At 74.0% G+C, this 18,869-nt stretch carries 19 protein-coding genes, 2 tRNA genes and 1 pseudogene; 5 read left to right on the forward strand and 17 right to left on the reverse strand.

Annotation, left to right across the window (positions count from 1 at the left end):
- Positions 1–71: 71 nt before the first annotated feature.
- The 4 genes and pseudogenes from KGD84_RS02535 to KGD84_RS02550 all read right to left on the reverse strand — a co-directional run bounded on the left by KGD84_RS02535 (position 72) and on the right by KGD84_RS02550 (position 1,886).
- Positions 72–143, reverse strand: a pseudogene (locus KGD84_RS02535).
- Between the two features lie 101 nt (positions 144–244).
- Positions 245–317 (reverse strand) — tRNA-Met (locus tag KGD84_RS02540).
- 179 nt (positions 318–496) lie between these two features.
- Positions 497–569: transfer RNA gene (locus KGD84_RS02545), tRNA-Cys, on the reverse strand.
- An 87-nt stretch (positions 570–656) separates the two neighbouring features.
- On the reverse strand, positions 657–1,886 hold the full coding sequence (locus KGD84_RS02550) for an ROK family transcriptional regulator (RefSeq protein ID WP_220564517.1): 1,230 nt from the start codon (positions 1,884–1,886) through the stop codon (positions 657–659).
- A 98-nt stretch (positions 1,887–1,984) separates the two neighbouring features.
- On the opposite strand from KGD84_RS02550, the gene KGD84_RS02555 reads away from it, so the two are divergent.
- Positions 1,985–2,584, forward strand: a complete 600-nt coding sequence (locus KGD84_RS02555) for a GNAT family N-acetyltransferase (RefSeq protein ID WP_220564518.1) — start codon at positions 1,985–1,987, stop codon at positions 2,582–2,584.
- A 9-nt stretch (positions 2,585–2,593) separates the two neighbouring features.
- Positions 2,594–3,064, forward strand: coding sequence for an NUDIX domain-containing protein (locus tag KGD84_RS02560; RefSeq protein ID WP_220564519.1), 471 nt, complete (start codon positions 2,594–2,596; stop codon positions 3,062–3,064).
- A gap of 21 nt (positions 3,065–3,085) precedes the next feature.
- Here the strand turns inward: KGD84_RS02560 and KGD84_RS02565 are convergent, their stop codons facing one another.
- From KGD84_RS02565 to KGD84_RS02580, 5 genes are all read right to left on the reverse strand, one after another.
- Positions 3,086–4,018, reverse strand: coding sequence for a M48 family metallopeptidase (locus KGD84_RS02565; RefSeq protein ID WP_255646990.1), 933 nt, complete (start codon positions 4,016–4,018; stop codon positions 3,086–3,088).
- Positions 4,019–4,201: 183 nt separating this feature from the next.
- Complete coding sequence (locus KGD84_RS33760; protein ID WP_420910373.1) at positions 4,202–4,474, reverse strand: DivIVA domain-containing protein; 273 nt, start codon at positions 4,472–4,474, stop codon at positions 4,202–4,204.
- Entirely contained in the window at positions 4,471–4,884 is a 414-nt protein-coding gene (locus tag KGD84_RS33765) for a DivIVA domain-containing protein (RefSeq protein WP_420910374.1), read from the reverse strand. The genes KGD84_RS33760 and KGD84_RS33765 overlap by 4 nt, the downstream gene beginning before the upstream one ends.
- Before the next feature lie 37 nt (positions 4,885–4,921).
- Entirely contained in the window at positions 4,922–5,524 is a 603-nt protein-coding gene (locus KGD84_RS02575) for a DivIVA domain-containing protein (RefSeq protein WP_255646991.1), read from the reverse strand.
- A gap of 81 nt (positions 5,525–5,605) precedes the next feature.
- Positions 5,606–6,499 carry an N-acetylmuramoyl-L-alanine amidase gene (locus tag KGD84_RS02580; protein ID WP_220564520.1) on the reverse strand — a complete coding sequence of 298 codons (894 nt, stop codon included), beginning with the start codon at positions 6,497–6,499 and terminating at the stop codon, positions 5,606–5,608.
- Between the two features lie 432 nt (positions 6,500–6,931).
- Here KGD84_RS02580 and KGD84_RS02585 point away from each other — a divergent pair, with 432 nt between their 5' ends.
- Positions 6,932–8,149 (forward strand): cell wall protein, encoded by a 1,218-nt coding sequence (locus tag KGD84_RS02585; protein ID WP_220564521.1) that lies wholly within the window; start codon positions 6,932–6,934, stop codon positions 8,147–8,149.
- Positions 8,150–8,536: 387 nt separating this feature from the next.
- The gene (locus KGD84_RS02590; RefSeq protein WP_255646992.1) at positions 8,537–9,802 is read left to right on the forward strand and encodes a hypothetical protein; all 1,266 of its coding nucleotides are present in this window, start codon (positions 8,537–8,539) and stop codon (positions 9,800–9,802) included.
- 15 nt (positions 9,803–9,817) lie between these two features.
- Here KGD84_RS02590 and KGD84_RS02595 read toward each other — a convergent pair whose 3' ends face one another.
- From KGD84_RS02595 to KGD84_RS02620, 6 genes are all read right to left on the reverse strand, one after another.
- Positions 9,818–10,450 carry a response regulator transcription factor gene (locus KGD84_RS02595; RefSeq protein ID WP_220564523.1) on the reverse strand — a complete coding sequence of 211 codons (633 nt, stop codon included), beginning with the start codon at positions 10,448–10,450 and terminating at the stop codon, positions 9,818–9,820.
- The gene (locus tag KGD84_RS02600; RefSeq protein WP_260697183.1) at positions 10,447–11,841 is read right to left on the reverse strand and encodes a sensor histidine kinase; all 1,395 of its coding nucleotides are present in this window, start codon (positions 11,839–11,841) and stop codon (positions 10,447–10,449) included. Before KGD84_RS02600 ends, KGD84_RS02595 begins: the two co-directional genes overlap by 4 nt.
- A gap of 7 nt (positions 11,842–11,848) precedes the next feature.
- The gene (locus KGD84_RS02605; RefSeq protein ID WP_220564525.1) at positions 11,849–12,598 is read right to left on the reverse strand and encodes an ABC transporter permease; all 750 of its coding nucleotides are present in this window, start codon (positions 12,596–12,598) and stop codon (positions 11,849–11,851) included.
- Positions 12,595–13,536, reverse strand: a complete 942-nt coding sequence (locus tag KGD84_RS02610) for an ABC transporter ATP-binding protein (protein ID WP_220564526.1) — start codon at positions 13,534–13,536, stop codon at positions 12,595–12,597. The genes KGD84_RS02605 and KGD84_RS02610 overlap by 4 nt, the downstream gene beginning before the upstream one ends.
- A gap of 249 nt (positions 13,537–13,785) precedes the next feature.
- Entirely contained in the window at positions 13,786–13,989 is a 204-nt protein-coding gene (bldC, locus tag KGD84_RS02615) for a developmental transcriptional regulator BldC (protein WP_013155387.1), read from the reverse strand.
- Between the two features lie 700 nt (positions 13,990–14,689).
- Positions 14,690–15,523 carry a DUF8083 family protein gene (locus KGD84_RS02620; protein WP_220564527.1) on the reverse strand — a complete coding sequence of 278 codons (834 nt, stop codon included), beginning with the start codon at positions 15,521–15,523 and terminating at the stop codon, positions 14,690–14,692.
- A 302-nt stretch (positions 15,524–15,825) separates the two neighbouring features.
- Here KGD84_RS02620 and KGD84_RS02625 point away from each other — a divergent pair, with 302 nt between their 5' ends.
- A complete protein-coding gene (locus KGD84_RS02625; RefSeq protein WP_220564528.1) occupies positions 15,826–16,047 on the forward strand; it encodes a DUF3073 domain-containing protein in 222 nt (73 codons plus the stop codon).
- Between the two features lie 147 nt (positions 16,048–16,194).
- Here KGD84_RS02625 and purM read toward each other — a convergent pair whose 3' ends face one another.
- Both purM and purF read right to left on the reverse strand, forming a co-directional pair.
- On the reverse strand, positions 16,195–17,256 hold the full coding sequence (purM, locus tag KGD84_RS02630) for a phosphoribosylformylglycinamidine cyclo-ligase (RefSeq protein ID WP_220564529.1): 1,062 nt from the start codon (positions 17,254–17,256) through the stop codon (positions 16,195–16,197).
- 116 nt (positions 17,257–17,372) lie between these two features.
- Positions 17,373–18,869 (reverse strand): amidophosphoribosyltransferase, encoded by a 1,497-nt coding sequence (gene purF, locus KGD84_RS02635; RefSeq protein WP_220564530.1) that lies wholly within the window; start codon positions 18,867–18,869, stop codon positions 17,373–17,375.

Here is an 18,869-nt window from a genome sequence, read left to right on the forward strand (position 1 = left end):
TCCACCGCTCGATCGTGATCGGGCCGGTGGACGGAGCCGACCGGGGCCCCTGCGTGCAAAAGAAGAAGCGGCAGGACCGGTCGGATTCGAACCGACGTCCTCCAACTCGCTGTCCGGCGCGACGACCTCTGCGCTACGGCCCTGCCGAGCAGGCAGTCTAACCACAAATACCGACGTTTCCGGCGCTCTCCCCCTGGTTTTCGGCGTTGCCGCAGGTGGGGGGCGGAGAAAAGGATCGGGGTGACGGGGGCGGCCGGATTCGAACCGGCGTCCTCCCCCATGACGTGTAGGCGCGACGACCTCTGCGCTACACCCCCGCCACGCGACGAGCGTAGCGGTTGCGCGGGCAGCGGTCCGGGCCGTGGGCGGCGCGGAATGGAACCGACCGGATTCGAACCGGCGTCCTCCCCCATTGAAGAGTGGGCGCGACGACCTCTGCGCTACGGTCCCACCGCTGCGGGGAAAGATAGCGCACCGGCGCCGCGGAGGGAAAGGGCGGGGCCGGCCGGATTCGAACCGGCGTCCTTTCGGTGTGCAGCCGAACGCGACGACCTCTGCGCTACGGCCCCGCCGCGGGGCACACGCTAGCGCACGGACCCGGGGGCCCGCGGCGCCCGCCCGAGGCCCGGAAGGCGCAGGCCCCCGGCCGGGACCGGTCAGCCGGCCGCCGCCGGCGCGGGCAGCGGGAGCGCGCCCGAGTCCAGGGCGTGGATGACCCCCGCCGCCCCGCCCCGGGCCGCGGCGCTCAGCCCCAGCGCCGACGGCTCCACCCGGCATCCGCCCGCGTCCGGGGCGAACACCCCGGCCGCCAGGGCGCTCCGGCAGGGCGGCAGCAGCCAGGGGCCCATCGGCACGAAGTACCCGCCCAGCAGCACCAGCCCCGGGTCCACCAGGTTGACCAGCGCCGCCAGCCCCCGGCCCAGCATGCCTCCCGCCCGCTCCAGTGCCGCCACCGCCACCGCGTCGCCCGCCGCCGCCCGGCCCACCGCCGTGTCCACCAGGACCGCCACGTCCGCGCCGGACAGCGGCCCGCCCGGGGCCAGGTCGGGGAGCGCGTCGCGCAGGATCGCGCCGATGCCCGCCACCGCCTCCAGGCAGCCGCGCCGCCCGCACGAGCATTCCGGCCCGCCCGGGTCCAGCGCCAGGTGGCCCAGCTCCCCGGCGAACCCGCCCGCGCCGCGCAGCAGGGCGCCGTCGGTGAGCACCCCCGCGCCGATCCCGACCTCCCCGGTGACGTAGACCAGGTCCGGGGTCCCGGCGAAGGAGCCCACCCGGTACTCGGCCACGGCCCCCAGGTTGGCGTCGTTGTCCACGCGCACCGGGAAGCCCAGCGCGTCCGCGCGCGCCCCCAGCGGGAAGTCCGCCCAGCCCAGGTTGGGGGCCCGGCGCACCGTCCCGGACGGGGCGTCCACCAGGCCCGGCACCGCGATCCCGGCGCCCACCACGGTCCTTCCGCGCACCGCCGGGTCGTCGGCGGCCTCGCGCAGCGCCGCCACGATCCGGCGGGCGCTCTCGTCGGGCCCCGCCTCCCGCGCGTCGAAGGGCGTGTGCCGGGCGGTCAGCTCCCGCTGCACCAGGTCCACCGCCACCACCGACAGGTAGTCGACGTTGACCTCCAGGCCCAGCGCCGCCACCGACGTGTCGTCCAGGTCCAGCAGCACCCCGGGGCGGCCCACGCCGCTCTGCGCGGTCCGGCCGGTCTCCCGGACCAGGCCGCGCGCCATCAGGTCGGCGACCAGGCTGGACACCGTCGTCTTGTTGAGGCCGGTGGCCGCCGCCACCGCCGCCCGCGAACACGGCGCGGACTCGCGGATGGTGCGCAGCACCACCCCCAGGTTGGCCTCACGGACCGTGCGCAGGCCCACCGTTCCCGAACCCATCGCCACGGGGACCTCCCTCGTCAACCCACCGCCGTGTCCGGATCGTACCGGGCGGGCCGAAAACGGGTTGCCGGACGGCCCCGACCGGTGGTGGGATGCGGGCCATGGTCCCCGCAGACGTCTTCCGCGACCAGCCGGTCCTCACCGGTGACCTGGTCGAACTCCGCCCGCTCGACGCCGAGACCGGCGCCCCGCTCGTCGGGGCCCTCGTCGACATGGACCCGGAGGTGCGCCGCCTCACCGGAACCCACCGGCGGTTCACACGGGAGGCGGTCCAGGAGTGGAACCGGACCCGCCCGGACCACCACGACCGCGCCGACTGGGTGATCGTCGAACGCGCCGGGGGCACGACCGTCGGCGACTGCGCGCTCACCGAACTGGACCCCGACAACGCCTCCGCGGGCTACCGGATCGCGCTGACCTCCACCGCCCACGCCGGGAAGGGGTACGGGACCGCCGCCACGGACCTGGTCCTGGAGTACGCGTTCACGGTGGCGGGCCTGCACCGGGTGGCGCTGGAGGTGTTCGACTTCAACCCGCGGGCGCGGCGCTCCTACGAGAAGTCGGGGTTCGTCCGCGAGGGCGTGTGGCGCCAGGCCCTGCACTGGGACGGCGAGTGGCACGACGCCGTCCTGATGTCGGTGCTCGCCCACGAGTACGCGGCCCTACGCGCCGCGGGGGACACCGGGGCCGGGGACGGCTAGCCTCGGGGTATGCCCGTTCCCGAGTTCCTGCGCGAGCTGCGCGATCAGATCGGCCCGGCCCTGGTCCCCCTGGTGGGGGTCACCGCCGTGGTCCTGGACGAGGACGACCGTGTGCTGCTGCACCGGCGCGCCGACGACGGCCGCTGGGCGACCCCCGGCGGCATCCTCGAACCGGGGGAGCAGCCCGCCGTCGCCGTGGTGCGGGAGGTCGAGGAGGAGACCGGCCTGGTGGTGGAGGTCGAGCGGCTGGTCAGCGTGCTCGGCCAGGACCCCTACGTCTACCCCAACGGCGACCGGGTCCAGTTCCTGGACCTGGCGTTCCGCTGCCGCCCGGTCGGCGGCGCCCTCGACGCCGGCGGCGACGAGACCCTGGAGGTGGGCTGGTTCGCCCCCGGCGGGCTGCCCGCCATGTCGGAGCGCATCCTCGACCGCATCGCCTACGCCCGGGAGGCCCGCCCCGAGCCCTTCTACGTCCGCTGACCGCCGGTCCGCGCGGGCGGGTCAGAGGAAGACGCGGCCGCGGCGGCCGCGGTCGCGCAGGGCCGCCATGCGGCGGACGTTGCCCGGCCGGCGCGACAGCAGGTGGTAGAGCAGCAGCGTGCACCCCCGGTCGGTGCGCGCCCGGTCGGCCATCTCGCCCATGTTGACCCGCGGGTACAGCCGCACCCCGCCCGCGTGCACCCGCACGGTGTGCGCGCCCTCCGGGAAGTGGGCGTAGGCGTGGTTGTCCGCCGTGTACTCCGAGCAGCGCGCCAGCGCCGCCCCCAGCAGCGGAACCGGTTCCGCGCCCAGCACCGCGAGCCGCCGCCAGAACCCGGTGTGCCCCGCCACCACGTGCCCGAGCTGGTGGGCCACCGTGAACGCCAGCGCGTCCGGGTCGCCGACCCGCCCGTCGTCGTCGAACAGCTCGCCCGACAGCACCAGGTAGCGGCGCAGCCCGTGCGCCCCCGCGTCGGCCCGGCCGCCGTCCACCCGCACGTACGCCTCGGGGGTGCGCACCCCCATCGCCGCCGACAGCGTCGCGACCACCCGGTACGCCTCGGGGAACTGGGTGGGGGAGATCTTCACCGACTCCGCCCGGTGCCGCGCGTACCGCAGCCCCCGGACCAGCCAGCAGCCGGCCGGGACGGCCGCCAGCGCCAGGACCGGCGCCTGCCAGGTGCCGGTCAGCACGGCCAGCAGGTGCGCGCCCAGGCCCAGCAGCAGCACGTTCGCGACCGCGCACACGACGAACAGCGGGGCCTCCCACGGGTGGGCGGGCGCCGGGACGATCTCCTCGCCGTCGCCCAGCTCGTAGGGCCCGCGGCCGCCCGGTCGGACGGACCGGCAGTAGGGCGCGGCCGGGTACCGGGTCTCCGGGACGTATCCGCAGCCACCCGCCCCGTGCACCGAACACCCCTTGAAGCGGCCCTGCGCGGGCGCGGGATGGAACATGGAGGCCTCCCCTCGGGCGCGGGAATCGTGGACAGGGATGATCACTCCCTGTGTCCAAATATTACTTTCCGCTTCCTCTGGGATGGGCTTAGAGCCCGACGGCGTGTCAACGACGGTTAACGGACACCTTCCCCCGGTCCGCACCGCCGTCCGGAACCCCTTCGAGGCCCCTCCGCCGGGCCCTCAGCGCTGCTCGTACCGGCGCAGCTCCTCGGCGAGCACGTCCAGGAACCGGTCCACCTGCGCCGGGTCGTACCCCGGCCGGGCGCGGGTCGTCGAGAACTGGACCCGCTCCACGTCCTTGGCGGACAGCGTCGCCCGCTCCGGCCGCCCCTGCTGGAGCACCTCCAGGGTGAACTCGGCCCGGTCCAGGAACTCGTCGACCTCCTGCTCGTTGTAGCCGGTGGTCAGCCGCGTCGTGGCGAACTGCTGGTCGCGCACGTGCTCGGGCGTCATCCGGGGCGGCGGCCCCTGCCGTCCCCGGCCGCCCGCTGGCCCGGGCCCGGGCCCGGGCCCGGGCGCCGCCGCGCCGCCCGCCTGCGGTCCCGCCGCCGGCGCGGCGGCAGCGGAGGGGTGGCCGGGCCGGAACGGCCCAGGCCGCGCCCGGCCAGGTCGGCGACCACGACGTCGAGGAAGTCGTCCACCTCGTCCTCGCGGTACCCCGGGCTCAGCCGGGTGGTCCGGAAGCGCGAGTTGCGCACCTCCTCCGCCGTGATGAGCGGGCCCGTGCGCGGCCCGCCCTCCAGTGCGACGAGCGTGCTCTCGATGCGGTCGAGCAGCGCGTCGACGTCCTCCTCGTTGTATCCCGGGCGCAGACGCACCGTGTGGAACTTCTTCTTGCGGATGTCCGCCGGTGTCAGAGGCATGGTCCCTATTGTGCAGTTCAGGAGGTTCTCGGGGTGGTCATTCCGGCCCGCTGTGCGCCTCCGACCGCGCGATGCGCTGTGCGAGGTCGTTCAGCGCGTCGGCGACCTGGGTGCGGTCGTACCCGCGCAGGACCACGTCGAGCCGCGCGAAGGCGAGCTCGTCCGCGGTGATCGCCGCGGTCCCGGCCGGGACCGCGACGGGGGAGGGGACCCCGGTGCGGGCGGCCAGGGTGGCGAACGCCCGGTCCAGGAGCTCCGAGACCTGGACGCGGTCGTATCCGCGCAGCACGATGTCGAAGTCCGGCAGCGGCGGCGGGGTCTCCGCGGGCGGGTCCCAGGGGGCGGAGGGGGCCGGAGCGCTCCCGTCCCGCGACTCCAGGAGGGCGAGTTCCCGGGCGACACCGTCCATCCAGTCGGCGACCTGGGTGCGGTCGTATCCGCGCAGGACCACGTCGAACCGGGCGGAGGCGAGCTCGGCCGAGGTGATCGGCTCCCCGTCCTCCGGGGCCCGCGCGGCTGGTGGCGCCCCGGTACCCGCCGACAGCGCGGCGAGCGCGCGGTGCGCCAGGCCGGCGACCTGGTTGCGGTCGTATCCGCGCAGCACGATGTCGAAGTCCGGGACCGTCATGGGGGAGTGCATGCCCGCATTATGCCGAGGGCTCCGCGGCCCGCGCCATAGCGGACCGGCCCCGTGGCCGACAGCGGACGCGTGTCCCCGCTCTCACTCCCGCAGGAGGTAGACGGCGAGGGCGCGGGCGATCGAGTTCGCGGCCCGCTCCTGCCACTGCGGGTCCTCCAGGAGGGCGGCGTCCTCGGGGTTGCGCATGTTCCCGGCCTCCAGGAACACCTTGGGCACGGTGGACATGTTGAGCCCGCCCAGGTCGGTGCGCTCGTCCAGGCCGTCCTGGGCCAGGTAGTCGGCGTAGGGGATGTCGGTGCCCTCGCGGTACTCGCGGCGCAGGTCCTCGGCCAGCTCCCGGGAGGGCTCCACGATCTCCTCGGTGTAGCCCTCGACCTCGCCCGGCACGATCACGTGGAAGCCGCGCCCGGTCTCGGGGCCGCCGTCGGCGTGGATGGACAGGGCGGCGTCGGCGTCGGCCTCGTTGCCGATCTCGGCGCGCTCGTTGATGCAGGGGCCCACGCCCTCGTCGTCCTCGCGGGTGAGGATCACGGTGGCGCCGTCGGCCTCCAGGCGCTCCTTGACGAGGAGGGAGAGCTCCCAGTTGAAGAGGTGCTCGGGGTAGCCGGACCCGGTCTCCGCGCCGACGGTGTCGCAGGCCTTCTGCTGGGGGCCGGCGGGGACCAGGCGGTTGATCTCGGAGGAGGCCTCGGCGTTGCCGCCGTTGTGCCCGGGGTCGATGACCACGACGCGGTCGTGCAGCGGGCCGTCGCCGACGGGCTCGTGTGCGCCGTCCCCTCCGTCGGCGGTGCCGGGGGAGCCCTCGTCCGAGGATCCGTCGTCGGGGCCCGGCAGCGGGATCGCGGCGGTGGGGTCGGCGCCGGGCTCGGCCCCCGAGGCCGACGCGCAGCCGGTGGCGAGGAGGGCGAGGAGCGGGATGAGGTACAGGGCGCGGGTGGCGCGGCTCCGGGGCCCTGGCGGTGCGGAGACGGGCATGTCCACAACCTACCGGGCGAACCGGGCGGAACACCCCGGTCCTCGCGCGGTACTTCTTATTAAGACGCCCGGAAGTCGGATCGGTTTACACGATACAAGGAAAAATTTTCGAGCGAATCCGTTCCTGTGCGCAGTGTAATCCGAGTTTCTCCCGTGATCTTCTTGTGATCTATTTTCGGATGTTTTCGGGCATTCGGCCGGTGTAAGGTTTCCGTGAGGAAACGGGAAGTATCCCGCGTCGGCTCCGCTGGCCCCTCCGTCCGAGGCCGCTGTCGATTCTCCCTGGTGGAAGCCGTTTTTTCGAGCCTCCCCATCCCATCCGAACCCCGGCCGCAGTACCCCCGCACCGCGTGGCCGCACCCCGCCCGCGAGTGTTGCACTGAGCCGGGCCGACCTGGCGAGCACGGGTCGGAATCCCCTATGAGGATTGATTTGAAGAACACCAAGATCGCCGCTCGTCGCGTCTTTCAGGCCGGTGCCGCTTTCGCCGCCCTGGGCGCCCTGAGCATTGCGACGGCCCTCCCCGCCGCCGCGGACGAGCAGTACGGCTGGGCCTACGCCACCTCCAACGGCGGCAACGGGTTCATCGAGACCCAGGACGGCAGCGTCAGCGACGCCTTCTCCGTCGACTACGGCTGGGTGTCCTGGTCGGGCACCTCGTCCGCGTCGGTGACCTCCAGCGGCATCCTGGCCACGGTGGAGGTCCCCTCCGTCCGTGTCCAGATCACCGTGTCGGACGCCGAGAACGGCCTCCCCACCGAGGAGGACGAGGAGCTCACCGAGGACGAGGAGCCCACCGAGTCCGAGGAGCCGACCGACGGGGCCGAGGACCCCGAGGGCGGCGAGGACACCGGGGATGACGACACCTCCGGCGGCGGCGAGGACGACGGCTCCTCCGAGGGCGGCGACAACGGGAACGGCGACGGTGGCGACACCGACGAACCCGCCCCGACCACGCCCCCGGTCGACGGGGACGACGAGACCGTCGACCCCTCCCCGGAGCCCAGCCCCAGCCCCTCCGCCGAGGCCGAAGACACCGACGCCGACGCCACCGTGGTCACGCTCGACGAGACCAACAGCGAGACGGTCGCCGACTCCGACGAGGTCCTCGTCGAGGCCACCATCTCCGGCATCTCCGTCAGCACCTTCAAGAGCTGGGACGGCTCGGTCGAGCACAGCGTCGACCCGGGCACCGTCAGCAACATCACCGCCCCCGAGGGCGTGGAGTTCACCATCACCCCCGACATCTACGAGTGGGAGCAGCCCACCGAGGTCGACGGGTACCTCTGGGAGGACGCCTACTCGGTCCTCGACTACGACTTCAAGGCCGACGGCGAGCTGGTCCAGTTCGTGACCATCGCCGAGACCGGTGTCGGCACCGTCACCATCGGCGAGGGTGAGAACCCCGGCGGCGGTGACGACGACGGCGAGGAGAAGCCGCGTCCGGAGAAGCCGATCGAGAAGCCCGAGGGCGAGGACAAGAAGCCCGTCGCCAAGCCCTCCGAGGCCCTGGCCACGACCGGTAGCCCGATCGGCGGCCTGATCGCCGCCGGTGCCGCGATCGCCGCCGGCGGTGGCGCCGCCGCCTACCTGGCCCGCCGCAAGAAGAACGCCGCCGTCGAGGCTCCCGCCGAGGAGAACGACAACTAGGCGACCCACACCGCACCGCCGGCCCTGACCCGCCGGTGACACGGTGGCCTGAACGGCCCCGGGGACTCCTCCCCGGGGCCGTTCGCGTTCCCGGCCGCCGGAACTCTTCCGCGACCCCGGCCGTTGATCCGGCATCCGACCCCTCACGGTGAGCGATCACGCGCCGGAGAACGGTTTCCGATTCGTGATCGAGCGGTTAGGCTCGGCCGTGTGGGCGCTCCGCGCCCCGCCACGCACGGACCCTTCCCCCGGGGCGGGAAGGCGACCGTCCCCGCCGCCCCGCATGCCGCGGCCTCGCACGCGGCGCTCCCCGTGAACCGGCCCCGGGCCGGAGGACGGGGCCGGCCGTACGGCCGGACATCCCCCAGTAGCTACAGGAGTGCCGTGGTGACCCCCGCCAGAACGACAGCACACCGCCTCCTCGGCGGCACAGCCGCGGCCGCGCTCGGCCTGACCCTGTCCGTGCCCCCGGCCGCCGCGGCGGCCACCGCCGTCGACCCGCTCGTCTGGGGCAACGCGCAGGCCTGGGCCGCCAACGGCGACGCCGTCTCCGGCTACTCCACCGCGGTCAGCTTCGGCGGGGACAACGAGGCGCGCGGCGACACCGCCGACGTGTACGGCCCCCTCGCCCCCTACGTCGACATCGAGGGCTCCAGCCGCACCGTCATCGGCGCCGAGGGCGCGGCCGCCACCGCCGTCGTGGACTCGGCCGTCCTGCGCCTGACCGTCGCGGACCTGATCGCCCTCGGCATGATCGACGTGCCCGCCGGCATCGACCTCTCCCCGTCCGCCCCGGACACCCTGGACGCCGAACCGACCTCCGAGGAGGGCGAGGACCCGCTCTCCCCGTACTGGGACGTGCCCACCCCGGAGGGCGGGGAGGAGCCCCGGCCCCAGCAGCCGCCCGCCGACGGGGACCACTCCCACCTCAAGGAGGAGTCGGAGAGCCCCGGCCCGGAGGATTCCGGCCCCGCGAGCCCCTCCCCGAGCGAGAGCCCGACGGACGGCGTGATCGCCCTGGACGACTCCTCCACGCGCCGGTTCGCGGCCGAGGGCCCCCTGGAGGCCGACGACGCCCTGGAGGTCTCCGTGGCCGACGTCGTCACCACGGCCTCGGCCGGGTACGACGGGCACACCGGCAGCGGCTTCGAGCACGGCGCCCTCAGGGCCTTCGGGGTGCCCGTGGACCCGCTGCGGCCCGGGCGCGCCCAGGTCGTGGAGGACGTCCTAGAGGTCGTGGACGAGGAGGGGGAGACGGTCCTGGAGGTCCCGGTGGCCGTCCACTTCGCGAGCGTCCAGGAGACCTTCGACGACGAGGACCCGGACTGGCGGGGCCAGGGCGCCCGCTCCCGGCTCAGTGTCACCGTGAACGTGGGGGAGGCGGAGGACGGCAACGGGCTGACCGTCGACTTCGCCGACTCCTGGGCGCTGGGATCCACCTACGCGGCGGACTCGGGGGCCTCCCCGTCCCCGGACGGCCGGACCGGCACCGCCCCGCAGGCGCAGCAGCGCCCCGGCAACGACCTGGCGATGACGGGAAGCTCCCTGGCCGCCCTGGTCACCGCGGCGCTGGTGGCCATCGGCGGCGGGTCCGCCGCCACCTTCCTGGCCCGCAAGCGCACCTCCGCCATGGACGACCGCATCGGTGACTGAGGCCCGGGCCGGGCGTCAGAGCCAGCCCTTCTCGTAGGCCACCCGCGCCGCCTCCGTGCGGTTGCGGGTGCCGGTCTTGCCGATGGCCGAGGACAGGTAGTTGCGGACGGTGCTCTCCGACAGGTGCAGCCGGGCCGAGATGTCGGCGACCGTGGAGCCGTCCCGAGCGGCCGCCAGCAGCTGGCGTTCCCGGGCGGTCAGCGGGTCCGGCTCCGAGCCCAGCGCGGCGGCGGCCAGGCCCGGGTCGACCACCGTCCCGCCCGCGGCCACGCGCCGGATCGCCGCGGCCAGCTCCTCCACGGGGCCGTCCTTGCAGAGGAACCCGGCGGCGCCCGCCTCCATCGCACGGCGCAGGTAGCCGGGGCGACCGAAGGTGGTGACGATGAGGACCCGGCAGGACGGCAGCCGCTCGCGCAGCTCCGCGGCGGCCTCCAAGCCGCTGCCCCCGGGCAGCTCGATGTCCAGTACGGCGACGTCCACCCGGTGCTCCACCGCGGCGGGCACGATCCCGGGGCCGTCGGCCACCAGGGCGACGACCTCCAGGTCCTCCTCCAGGCCCAGCAGGAGGGCCATCGCGTCGCGCATCATCCCCTGGTCCTCGGCCAGCAGGACCCGGACGGGGGAGGAGGGGGTGTCGGCAGCACTCATGGGCCGAACCCTAGGGCACCGCCCCTGGCGCGGGCGACCGCTCCCCGCCCCGGACCCGCGAACCCCGCGAACCCTGCGGGCCCCGCGAACCCCGCGAACCCCGCGGGCCTCGGGCGCGCCCGGCCGCCCCGCCCCCTCAGGGGAGCCGCGCCTCCCCGTCCGCCACCGGGAGTTCGGCGACCACCCGGAACCCGCCCCCGGGCAGGGCCCCGCTCTCCAGCCGGCCGCCCGCCAGGGCCAGCCGCTCGCCGAGCCCGGCCAGCCCGTGCCCGCTCGGCGCTCCGCTCCCGCGGGCCGTCGCGCCGCCCGTCCCGCGGGTCCCCGCCGGGCGCGGGACCGCCCCCGCCGTCGTCGGCCACGGTGACCCGGACGGTGCCGTCCGCGTGCTCCACGGACAGCTCCGCCGACGCGGCGCCGCTGTGCCGGAGCACGTTCGTCACGGCCTCGCGTACCACCCAGCCCAGGACCGCCTCGGCCCGCGCCGGGACGGGCGGCCCCGACCGGCGCACCGCCACGGCGATGCCGGACCCCTCCAGGGCCGGGACCGCCCGCTCCAGCTCGCGGGTCAGCCCGTCCTCCCGGTACCCGGAGACCGCCTCCCGGATCTCGGTCAGCGAGCGCCGCCCCACCTCCTCGATGTCGGCGGCCTGCGCGGCGGCGGCCGCCGCGTCGCGCGGGGCCAGCCTGCGCACCGCCTCGGCCTTGACCACGATCACCGACATGCTGTGCCCGAGCAGGTCGTGCAGGTCGCGGGCGAACCGCAGCCGCTCCCGGTCCACCGCGGCCAGGGCCAGCTCCTCCCTGGTCCGGCGCAGCTCCCGCACGGTCTCGTTGAGCCCCAGCAGCGCGGACACCATGACCCCCGAGATGAACGTGCCGTACCCGGAGACCATCGGCAGCCACAGGGCGTCGCCCCGGTGCCCGGCGATCACCCCGGCCGCCCCGCCCAGCACGATCAGCGCGCCCACCAGCGGCACCGTCGGCAGGGCGGTCCCGCAGGCCAGCGCCGCCATCATGAACAGGAACACCCAGGTGTCGCCGTAGACCAGCGCCAGCACCGTGGTCAGCGCCGCCTGGGCGGCCAGCAGCCAGAGCAGGCCCCGGCCCGCGTACCGGGGCGGGGAGAGGTCCCGGGTGACCACGGCGGCGTACAGGGCCGAGACCGCCAGCAGCCCGGCCCAGCCGAACCAGGGCCAGCGGGCGCCGTCGAACAGGTCGGTGACGGCCCCCGCGGTCAGCAGCAGCCCGGGCAGGTACCCGGTGCGCCCGGGCGGCCCGACCGGTCCCAGCGCCGCGACCGGGTCCACGACACCGCAGCCCTCGCGGTCGTCCCCGCCACCGCCACCGCCGGCGGCGCCGGCCGCCCCACCGCCCCCGGACCGGTCGTCCATCGCGTTCCTAGCCCTTCGTCGCCGGTCGCAGGAAGGAGTGCACCGCGTAGGCCCCGAACACCAGGGTCCACCCGAGCAGCCCCGCCACGGTACCGGGGGAGGGCGCGGCCCCGTCCACGGTGGCCCACCCCAGCGCCCCGAACAGGTGGCCCGGAGACCAGGCGGCGAGGTCCGCCAGCGCCCCCGGGAACTCCGAGAGCGGGAACCACAGGCCGCCGAGCAGGGCCAGCAGCAGGTTGACCACGATGTTGGTCGTCCCGGCGGCGGAGGGCGACAGCCGGTACCCGTTGGCGATGCCCAGCAGCACGAACGGCAGTGCCCCGATCCACAGCAGCAGCGGCAGCACGGCCCACTGCCAGGCCTCCAGCCGGACGCCGTTCAGCAGCGCTCCGGTGGCCAGGACCAGCAGCACGGAGGGCAGCACCATGAGCGACCCGGTGAGCGCCCGCCCGGCCACCACCGTCCATGGACGCATCGGCAGCAGGCGCAGCAGGCGCAGCCAGCCGGTCCCCTTGTCCTCGGCGACGGCGGTCCCGGCCGACAGCCCGGAGCCGAGCGCGCCGTAGGCGGCCAGGCCCACCATGGACACCACGGCCCAGCCCGGGTCGGCCGGGCCGTCGCCGCGGCCGATGCTCGTGAACAGCACGTACATCAGCACGGGGGTGCCCAGCCCGAAGATCATGAACCCGGGGTCGCGGTAGGTGCGGCGGAGCTCCAGGCCCACGTAGGCGGTCAGCAGGGCGGCGGTGCGGGTCATCGGTCGGCCTTCCGGGCTCGGGCGGGGGAGGGGGCGGGCTCGGAGGTGATGCCGATGAAGGCGTCCTCCAGGTTCGCGGTGGCGACCTCCAGGTCGCGCACCCGGACCAGGGCGCTCAGGGCGTGCACGGTCTCGTCGGAGTCGGCGGTGCGCAGCCGGATCCGGCCGCCCAGGTCCTCCACGGACACCACTCCGGGCAGGCCCTCCAGGCCCGCGGGGCGTTCGGCGCCGTGGGGCAGCGCGAAGGACACCACCCCGGTCCCGAACGAGCGGCGGATGCGGTCCGGGGCGTCGTCGGCGATGATCCGGCCGCGGTCGATGACCACGACCCGGTCCGCGTTGAGGTCGGCCTCGTCCAGGTGGTGGGTGGAGAAGAGCACGGTGGTGCCGCGCTCGGTAAGGGCGCGCACGGAATCCCAGAACACGCGGCGGGCGGCCACGTCCAGGGCGGCCGTGGGCTCGTCCAGGATCAGCAGGTCGGGGTCGCCGACCAGGGCGAGGGCGAAGCCCACCCGCTGGGTCTGGCCGCCGGAGAGGCGGTCCGCGCGGCGGCGGGCCACCCCGGTCAGCCCGGCCAGCTCCAGGGCCTCGGCGACCGGCATGGGGGCGCGGTGGGTGCCGGCGACGAACCCGACCAGCTCGCGCACGGTGACCCGGGGGACGGGCCGGACGTCCTGGAGCATCGCCCCGACCCGGCCCGCGTCGACGGCCGCGCGGGGGGTGCCCCCGAACAGCCGGGCGGTCCCGGAGGTGGGGGTGTCCAGCCCCAGCAGGATGTCGACCGTCGTGGACTTGCCGGCGCCGTTGCGGCCCAGCAGCGCGACCCGCTCGCCGGCGCCGATGCCGAGGTCCACGCCGTCCACGGCGCGCACCGCGCCGAACTCCTTGACGACCCCGTTGAGTTCCACGGCCGGGGGTGCCGCCTGCGTCCTGTCCATGCCCCGAACGCTACGGAGCGGCCGGGGGCCCGCTGTAGATGGAAATGTACGGACCCCGCCGGTACGAATGTCCCATCCGCAGGTGGGAGCGGGTGCGGGCCCGTGGCGCCGTGTCCCGGAGGCGCCCCGGGAGCACAAGGGGGCGGGCCTTCTCGGTGAAGGCCCGCCCTCGGGTCTTGTCAGCCTGCCTGCACGGCCGGAGCCCGTCCGGCCGTTTCCCCCCGGAACCAGCGGCTCAGACCGGGGAGATCACTCCGTACGCTGGCTGGGGATGCCGGCCAGCAGGGCACGGACCTCCGTCTCACGGTAGCGACGGTGTCCGCCCAAGGTGCGGATCGAGGTCAGCTTGCCCGCCTTGGCCCAGCGCGTCACGGTCTTGGGGTCCACGCGGAACATGGTGGCAACCTCGGCGGGGGTCAACAGGGGCTCCGCCTCGGGCGTGCGAGTTGACATGTGTACGGCCTCTCCTCCTGGATCTGTGTGCCGATCCTTGAGCCTGTGATCCTGGCGCTTCGCCCGGATGTCCAATATGAGTCCATATTGGCATCACCCGAGGTGATGGTGCAGCCACTTTCAGCAACTTTGCTCATGGGAGGCCCTGGAAAGCCGCCCGTGGCTGCGTCACGCTAAGTGATTCTAGCGACACGTTTAGTGGCATGTGGCGTATTCGGTCAAAACTTCGTTCTCGGGCCTTGTTTTTCTCGATCCGGAGGTCACGAAGTGCTACAGAGGTCTGACCGAAACCCCGGTGCCAGGCCTGCTGCCCGCTGGGTCGCGCCTTCGGCCGGCCCGCCGGGGGAGGGCGGGGCCGCCGGGGGCGGGATCCCCCTCCGCGGGCCGCCCCGGGGCGGTCGGGTCGCGCGGGATCGCCCGCGCGGTAGGGGTTCTCCGATGGACGGCGGTGCTTTCGGTGATCGGACGGCTACAGTCTACGTCGATCACTAACGGGCGTTATGCCCAGTTTCACCACGCTTGATGTCGTGCGCGGACGACGTCCGGGCTCGCACCGTTGTCACGTGCGCAAACGGGTACGCCGGGCGGAAAGAAACCTGGTGTACCAGGTTCGCGGGCGGCGCGTCGCGGGGGTGCCGGCGCCGGAATTTCACGACACCCCGGGGCCGGTGTCCACGAAAACCTGGGCATCTCATCACCCTCAGTTGGCGTGCTCCAGGGCGCGGATCGACCTCCACCTGCGCAGCAGCCGGTCCCGCAGCTCCACCACCCGCTCCGCGTCGCCGGCGGCCAGCGCCTCCACCGCGGCGGCCACCTCCGCCACCGAGCGCTCCCCTGCCAGGTGCTCGTCGTCCAGCAGGTGCACCAGGCCGCCGTAGTCCAGCTCCAGCAGCGAACCCGGATGGGCCACCGCCCGCAGCCACTCCACCAGACCCTCCGTGGCCGCCGACACGGCGTGCCGCCCGATGTACTCCGTCAGCACCGCCGCCGTGCGCTCCAGGCGCTCCAGGCCCGTCGCGGTCCGCGTCAGGTACAGCAGGGCCCGGGTAGGGCCGGTCTCGGGTACCAGGCGCCGCTCCCCGTCCGAGAAGGGCACGAACCACGCCACCGGGACCGCCCAGTTGCTCGACAGGATCCCCGGCCTCAGGCGCGCGCCCGAGGCCCGCCACTCCCGGTACCCGTCCTCGACCCGCTCCGCCTCCCGCTCGGACACGAACGCCTCGCTCAGCGCCGGGGGGACCTGTTCCGCGAAGTCCGCGAACGCCCGCCACGACCGCAGCCGGGTCTCCCAGGGGCACACGTACAGCCGCCCCTCCACCCGGCGCAGGTACGCGTTCCGGCTCTCCTCGCGCGGCGCCAGGACCGGCGGGGTCACCACCAGCCGGCCCAGGCTCTCGGCCTGCTCGGCGGCCAGCGCGTGCGCGCGGCGCGGCCGGTCGGGGGACCGCGCGTACTCCTCCCAGCGTCTCCGCTCGTCCGGCGCGAACGACTCGATCGGCTGATAGACGCGGAGATAGGCGGTGTAGGGCAGCACGGAACGCATCGTGGCACACATCCCGCCGTGTGGCACTCGCCACGCCCGAACCCCGTATCCGCCGGTCGGGCAGGGTTTGCAGCGTGGCGACCGGCGGCGCCCCGGGGCGTGCCGCGTCCCCGCACCACATCCGTCACACCCGGGTGGCGTAGGCACGGCGGGGCCCGACCAGGTACGGTTGTACGTGTACGTAAGCTGACGCCTGTCGTCAGTCGCGTTTGACGGCCGTCAGCCCGTTCAGTGCGGGTTAGTTAAGTGATCCGGGGTTCCGTCGGAACCCCATCGTTGAGGGGGTCGAGCCAATGGGGCGCGGCCGAGCCAAGGCCAAGCAGCAGAAGGTCGCCCGGAAGCTCAAGTACAGCACCGGTGGGACCGACCTTGATCGGCTGCGGTCGGAGCTGGGTGTCGCTGAGGATGAGGGACCGACCGGACCGGGTCCGGACGATTCCTACGCGGATTCTCACGATGACCTGATCGACCGTTACGCGGATCTCGCCGAGAAGTACTCGGAGTCCGACAAGTAGCAGTACGTCGGGCGGGGCTTCCAGGTCGCTCGGGCAACACAGCAGACCTGCGGACACCACCGGTCCCCCACCAGGGGCCGGGCCGGACAGGTGGATATAGCCGGTGCGAACCACTGCGGTGGTTCGCACCGGCTATGTTCGCGTCCGTCACGCGCCGGGGTGCTCGCCGTCCAGGCGGGCCAGCCCCGAACCGGACACGATCGTGCCCAGGCGCCAGGCCGGGACACCGCGCTCGGAGAGCACGTCCAGGGCGCGCCCTTCGTCCTGCGCCGCGACGACCGCCACCATGCCCACACCCATGTTGAACGTGGCCTCCATGTCCTCCCGCGACACGCCGCCCCGCTCCGCCAGCAGGCCGAACACGGGGGCGGGCGTCCAGGTGGAGCGGTCCAGCACCGCGTCCAGGTGGCCGGGCAGCGACCGCGACAGGTTGGCGGCCAGCCCGCCGCCGGTGATGTGCGAGTACGCGTGCACCTCCACGGCGCCGGTCAGCGCCACGCAGTCCTTGGCGTAGATCCGGGTCGGGGTGAGCAGTACCTCGCCCAGCTCCCCGCCCAGCTCCGGCACGTGCGCCCGCAGGTCCAGCCCCGCGGTGTCCACGATGTGGCGGATCAGCGAGTAGCCGTTGGAGTGCGGGCCCGAGGACGCCATCGCGATGACGGCGTCGCCCTCGCGGACCCGGTCCGGGCCCAGGATCGCGTCGCCCTCCACCACGCCGGTCCCGGCGCCGGCCAGGTCGTACTCCTCGGGGCCCATCGCCCCGGGGTGCTCGGCGGTCTCCCCGCCGATCAGGGAGCACCCGGCCTGGTGGCAGCCCTCGGCGATGCCGCCGACGATCTCGGCGATCCGCTCGGGGACCACCGACCCGCAGGCGATGTAGTCGGTCATGAACAGCGGCTCGGCGCCGCTGACGACCAGGTCGTCGACGACCATGCCCACCAGGTCGATGCCGATGGTGTCGTGGCGGTCGAGCTTCTGGGCGAGCAGGACCTTGGTGCCCACGCCGTCGGTGGAGGTGGCCAGCACCGGGTCCTTGTACCTGGCGGTGTCCAGGCGGAACAGGCCCGCGAATCCGCTGGCGTCGGTGACCTGCTCGGGGCGCCGCGTCCGCGCGACATGGCGCTTCATCAGGTCGACGGCGCGCTCCCCGGCGGCGATGTCGACGCCCGCGGCGGCGTACGCCCCCGTGGTCTTGCTGTCGGCTGCCACGCGAGTTCTCCTCGTGCTGTGATGGTTGGTGCTCGTTGTGCCGGACGGCCCGCCGGCCCCGCGGTCGGATCCGGGGCACGGCGGACGTCCGCACGGCGGTGACGCCGTGCGGACGGTTACTTGGTGCTGGTGGCCAGGGTGGATCCCTCGGGAGTCCCGCAGGACTTCTCCAGCAGGTACTTGCCGCGCGCGGCGGGGTCCACCTCGATCGGGTAGACGCCGTCGAAGCAGGCCCGGCACAGGTCGTTCTTGGGCACGGTGGTGGCGGCGATCAGCTCGTCCAGCTCGACGAAGGCCAGGCTGTCGGCGTTCACGGACGCGGCGATCTCGTCCACCGAGAGGTTCGCGGCGATGAGCTCGGCGCGGGTGGCGAAGTCGATGCCGTAGTAGCAGGGCCACAGCACGGGCGGGCTGGAGATGCGCACGTGCACCTCGGCGGCGCCCGCGTCGCGCAGCATCCGGACCAGGGCCCGCTGGGTGTTGCCGCGCACGATGGAGTCGTCCACGACCACCAGGCGGCGGCCCTGGATGACCTCGCGCAGCGGGTTGAGCTTGAGCCGGATGCCCAGCTGGCGCAGGGTCTGGCTGGGCTGGATGAAGGTCCGGCCCACGTAGGAGTTCTTGACCAGGCCCTGGGCGAACGGGATGCCGCTCTCCTCGGCGTAGCCGACCGCGGCGGGTGTGCCGGACTCGGGCACCGGGATGACCAGGTCGGCGTCCACCGGGTGCTGCCTGGCCAGGCGGCGGCCCACCTCCACGCGCGTGGAGTTGACGTTGCGCCCGGCGATGGTGGTGTCGGGGCGGGCCAGGTAGACGTACTCGAACAGGCAGCCCTTGCGGCGGGCGGGCGCGAACCGGCGGGACCGGACGCCGCGCTCGTCGATGGTGAGCAGCTCGCCCGGCTCGATCTCGCGGACCACCTCGGCGCCCACGATGTCCAGGGCGGCGGTCTCGCTGGCGACCACCCAGCCGCCCGCGCCGGAGGTCTCGCCCAGGCGGCCCAGCACGAACGGGCGGATGCCCTGCGGGTCGCGGGCCGCGTACAGGGTGTTCTCGTCCATGAACACCAGGGAGAAGGCGCCCTGGACCTGCGGGAGCAGCTCCATGGCGGCCTCTTCGACGGTGCTGCCGTCGCGGGCCCGGGAGGCCAGCAGGTTGGTGAGGACCTCGGTGTCCGTCGTCGCGTTGCGCCGGGTGTCGGGCAGCAGCGCGGCCAGTTCCGGGGTGTTGATCAGGTTGCCGTTGTGGCCGAGGGCCAGGCCCCCCTCGCGCGCCGTGTAGAAGGTCGGCTGCGCGTTCTCCCACACCGGTGAGCCGGTGGTGGAGTAGCGGCAGTGGCCGATGGCGAGGTGGCCGCGCAGGGAGTCCAGGGTCGCCTCGTTGAAGACCTGGGAGACCAGTCCCATGTCCTTGTAGACGACGATCCGTTCCCCGTCGCTCAGAGCGATGCCCGCGGATTCCTGTCCGCGGTGCTGCAATGCGTAGAGACCGAAGTAGGTGAGCTTGCTGACTTCTTCGCCGGGAGCCCAGACCCCGAATACACCGCAGGCGTCCTGCGGGCCGCGTTCGAGCGGATCGAGGTCCATGGAGAGCCGGCCGTCGGAGTACGACAC

It is taken from the genome of Nocardiopsis changdeensis (genome assembly GCF_018316655.1).
GTDB lineage: Bacteria > Actinomycetota > Actinomycetes > Streptosporangiales > Streptosporangiaceae > Nocardiopsis > Nocardiopsis changdeensis.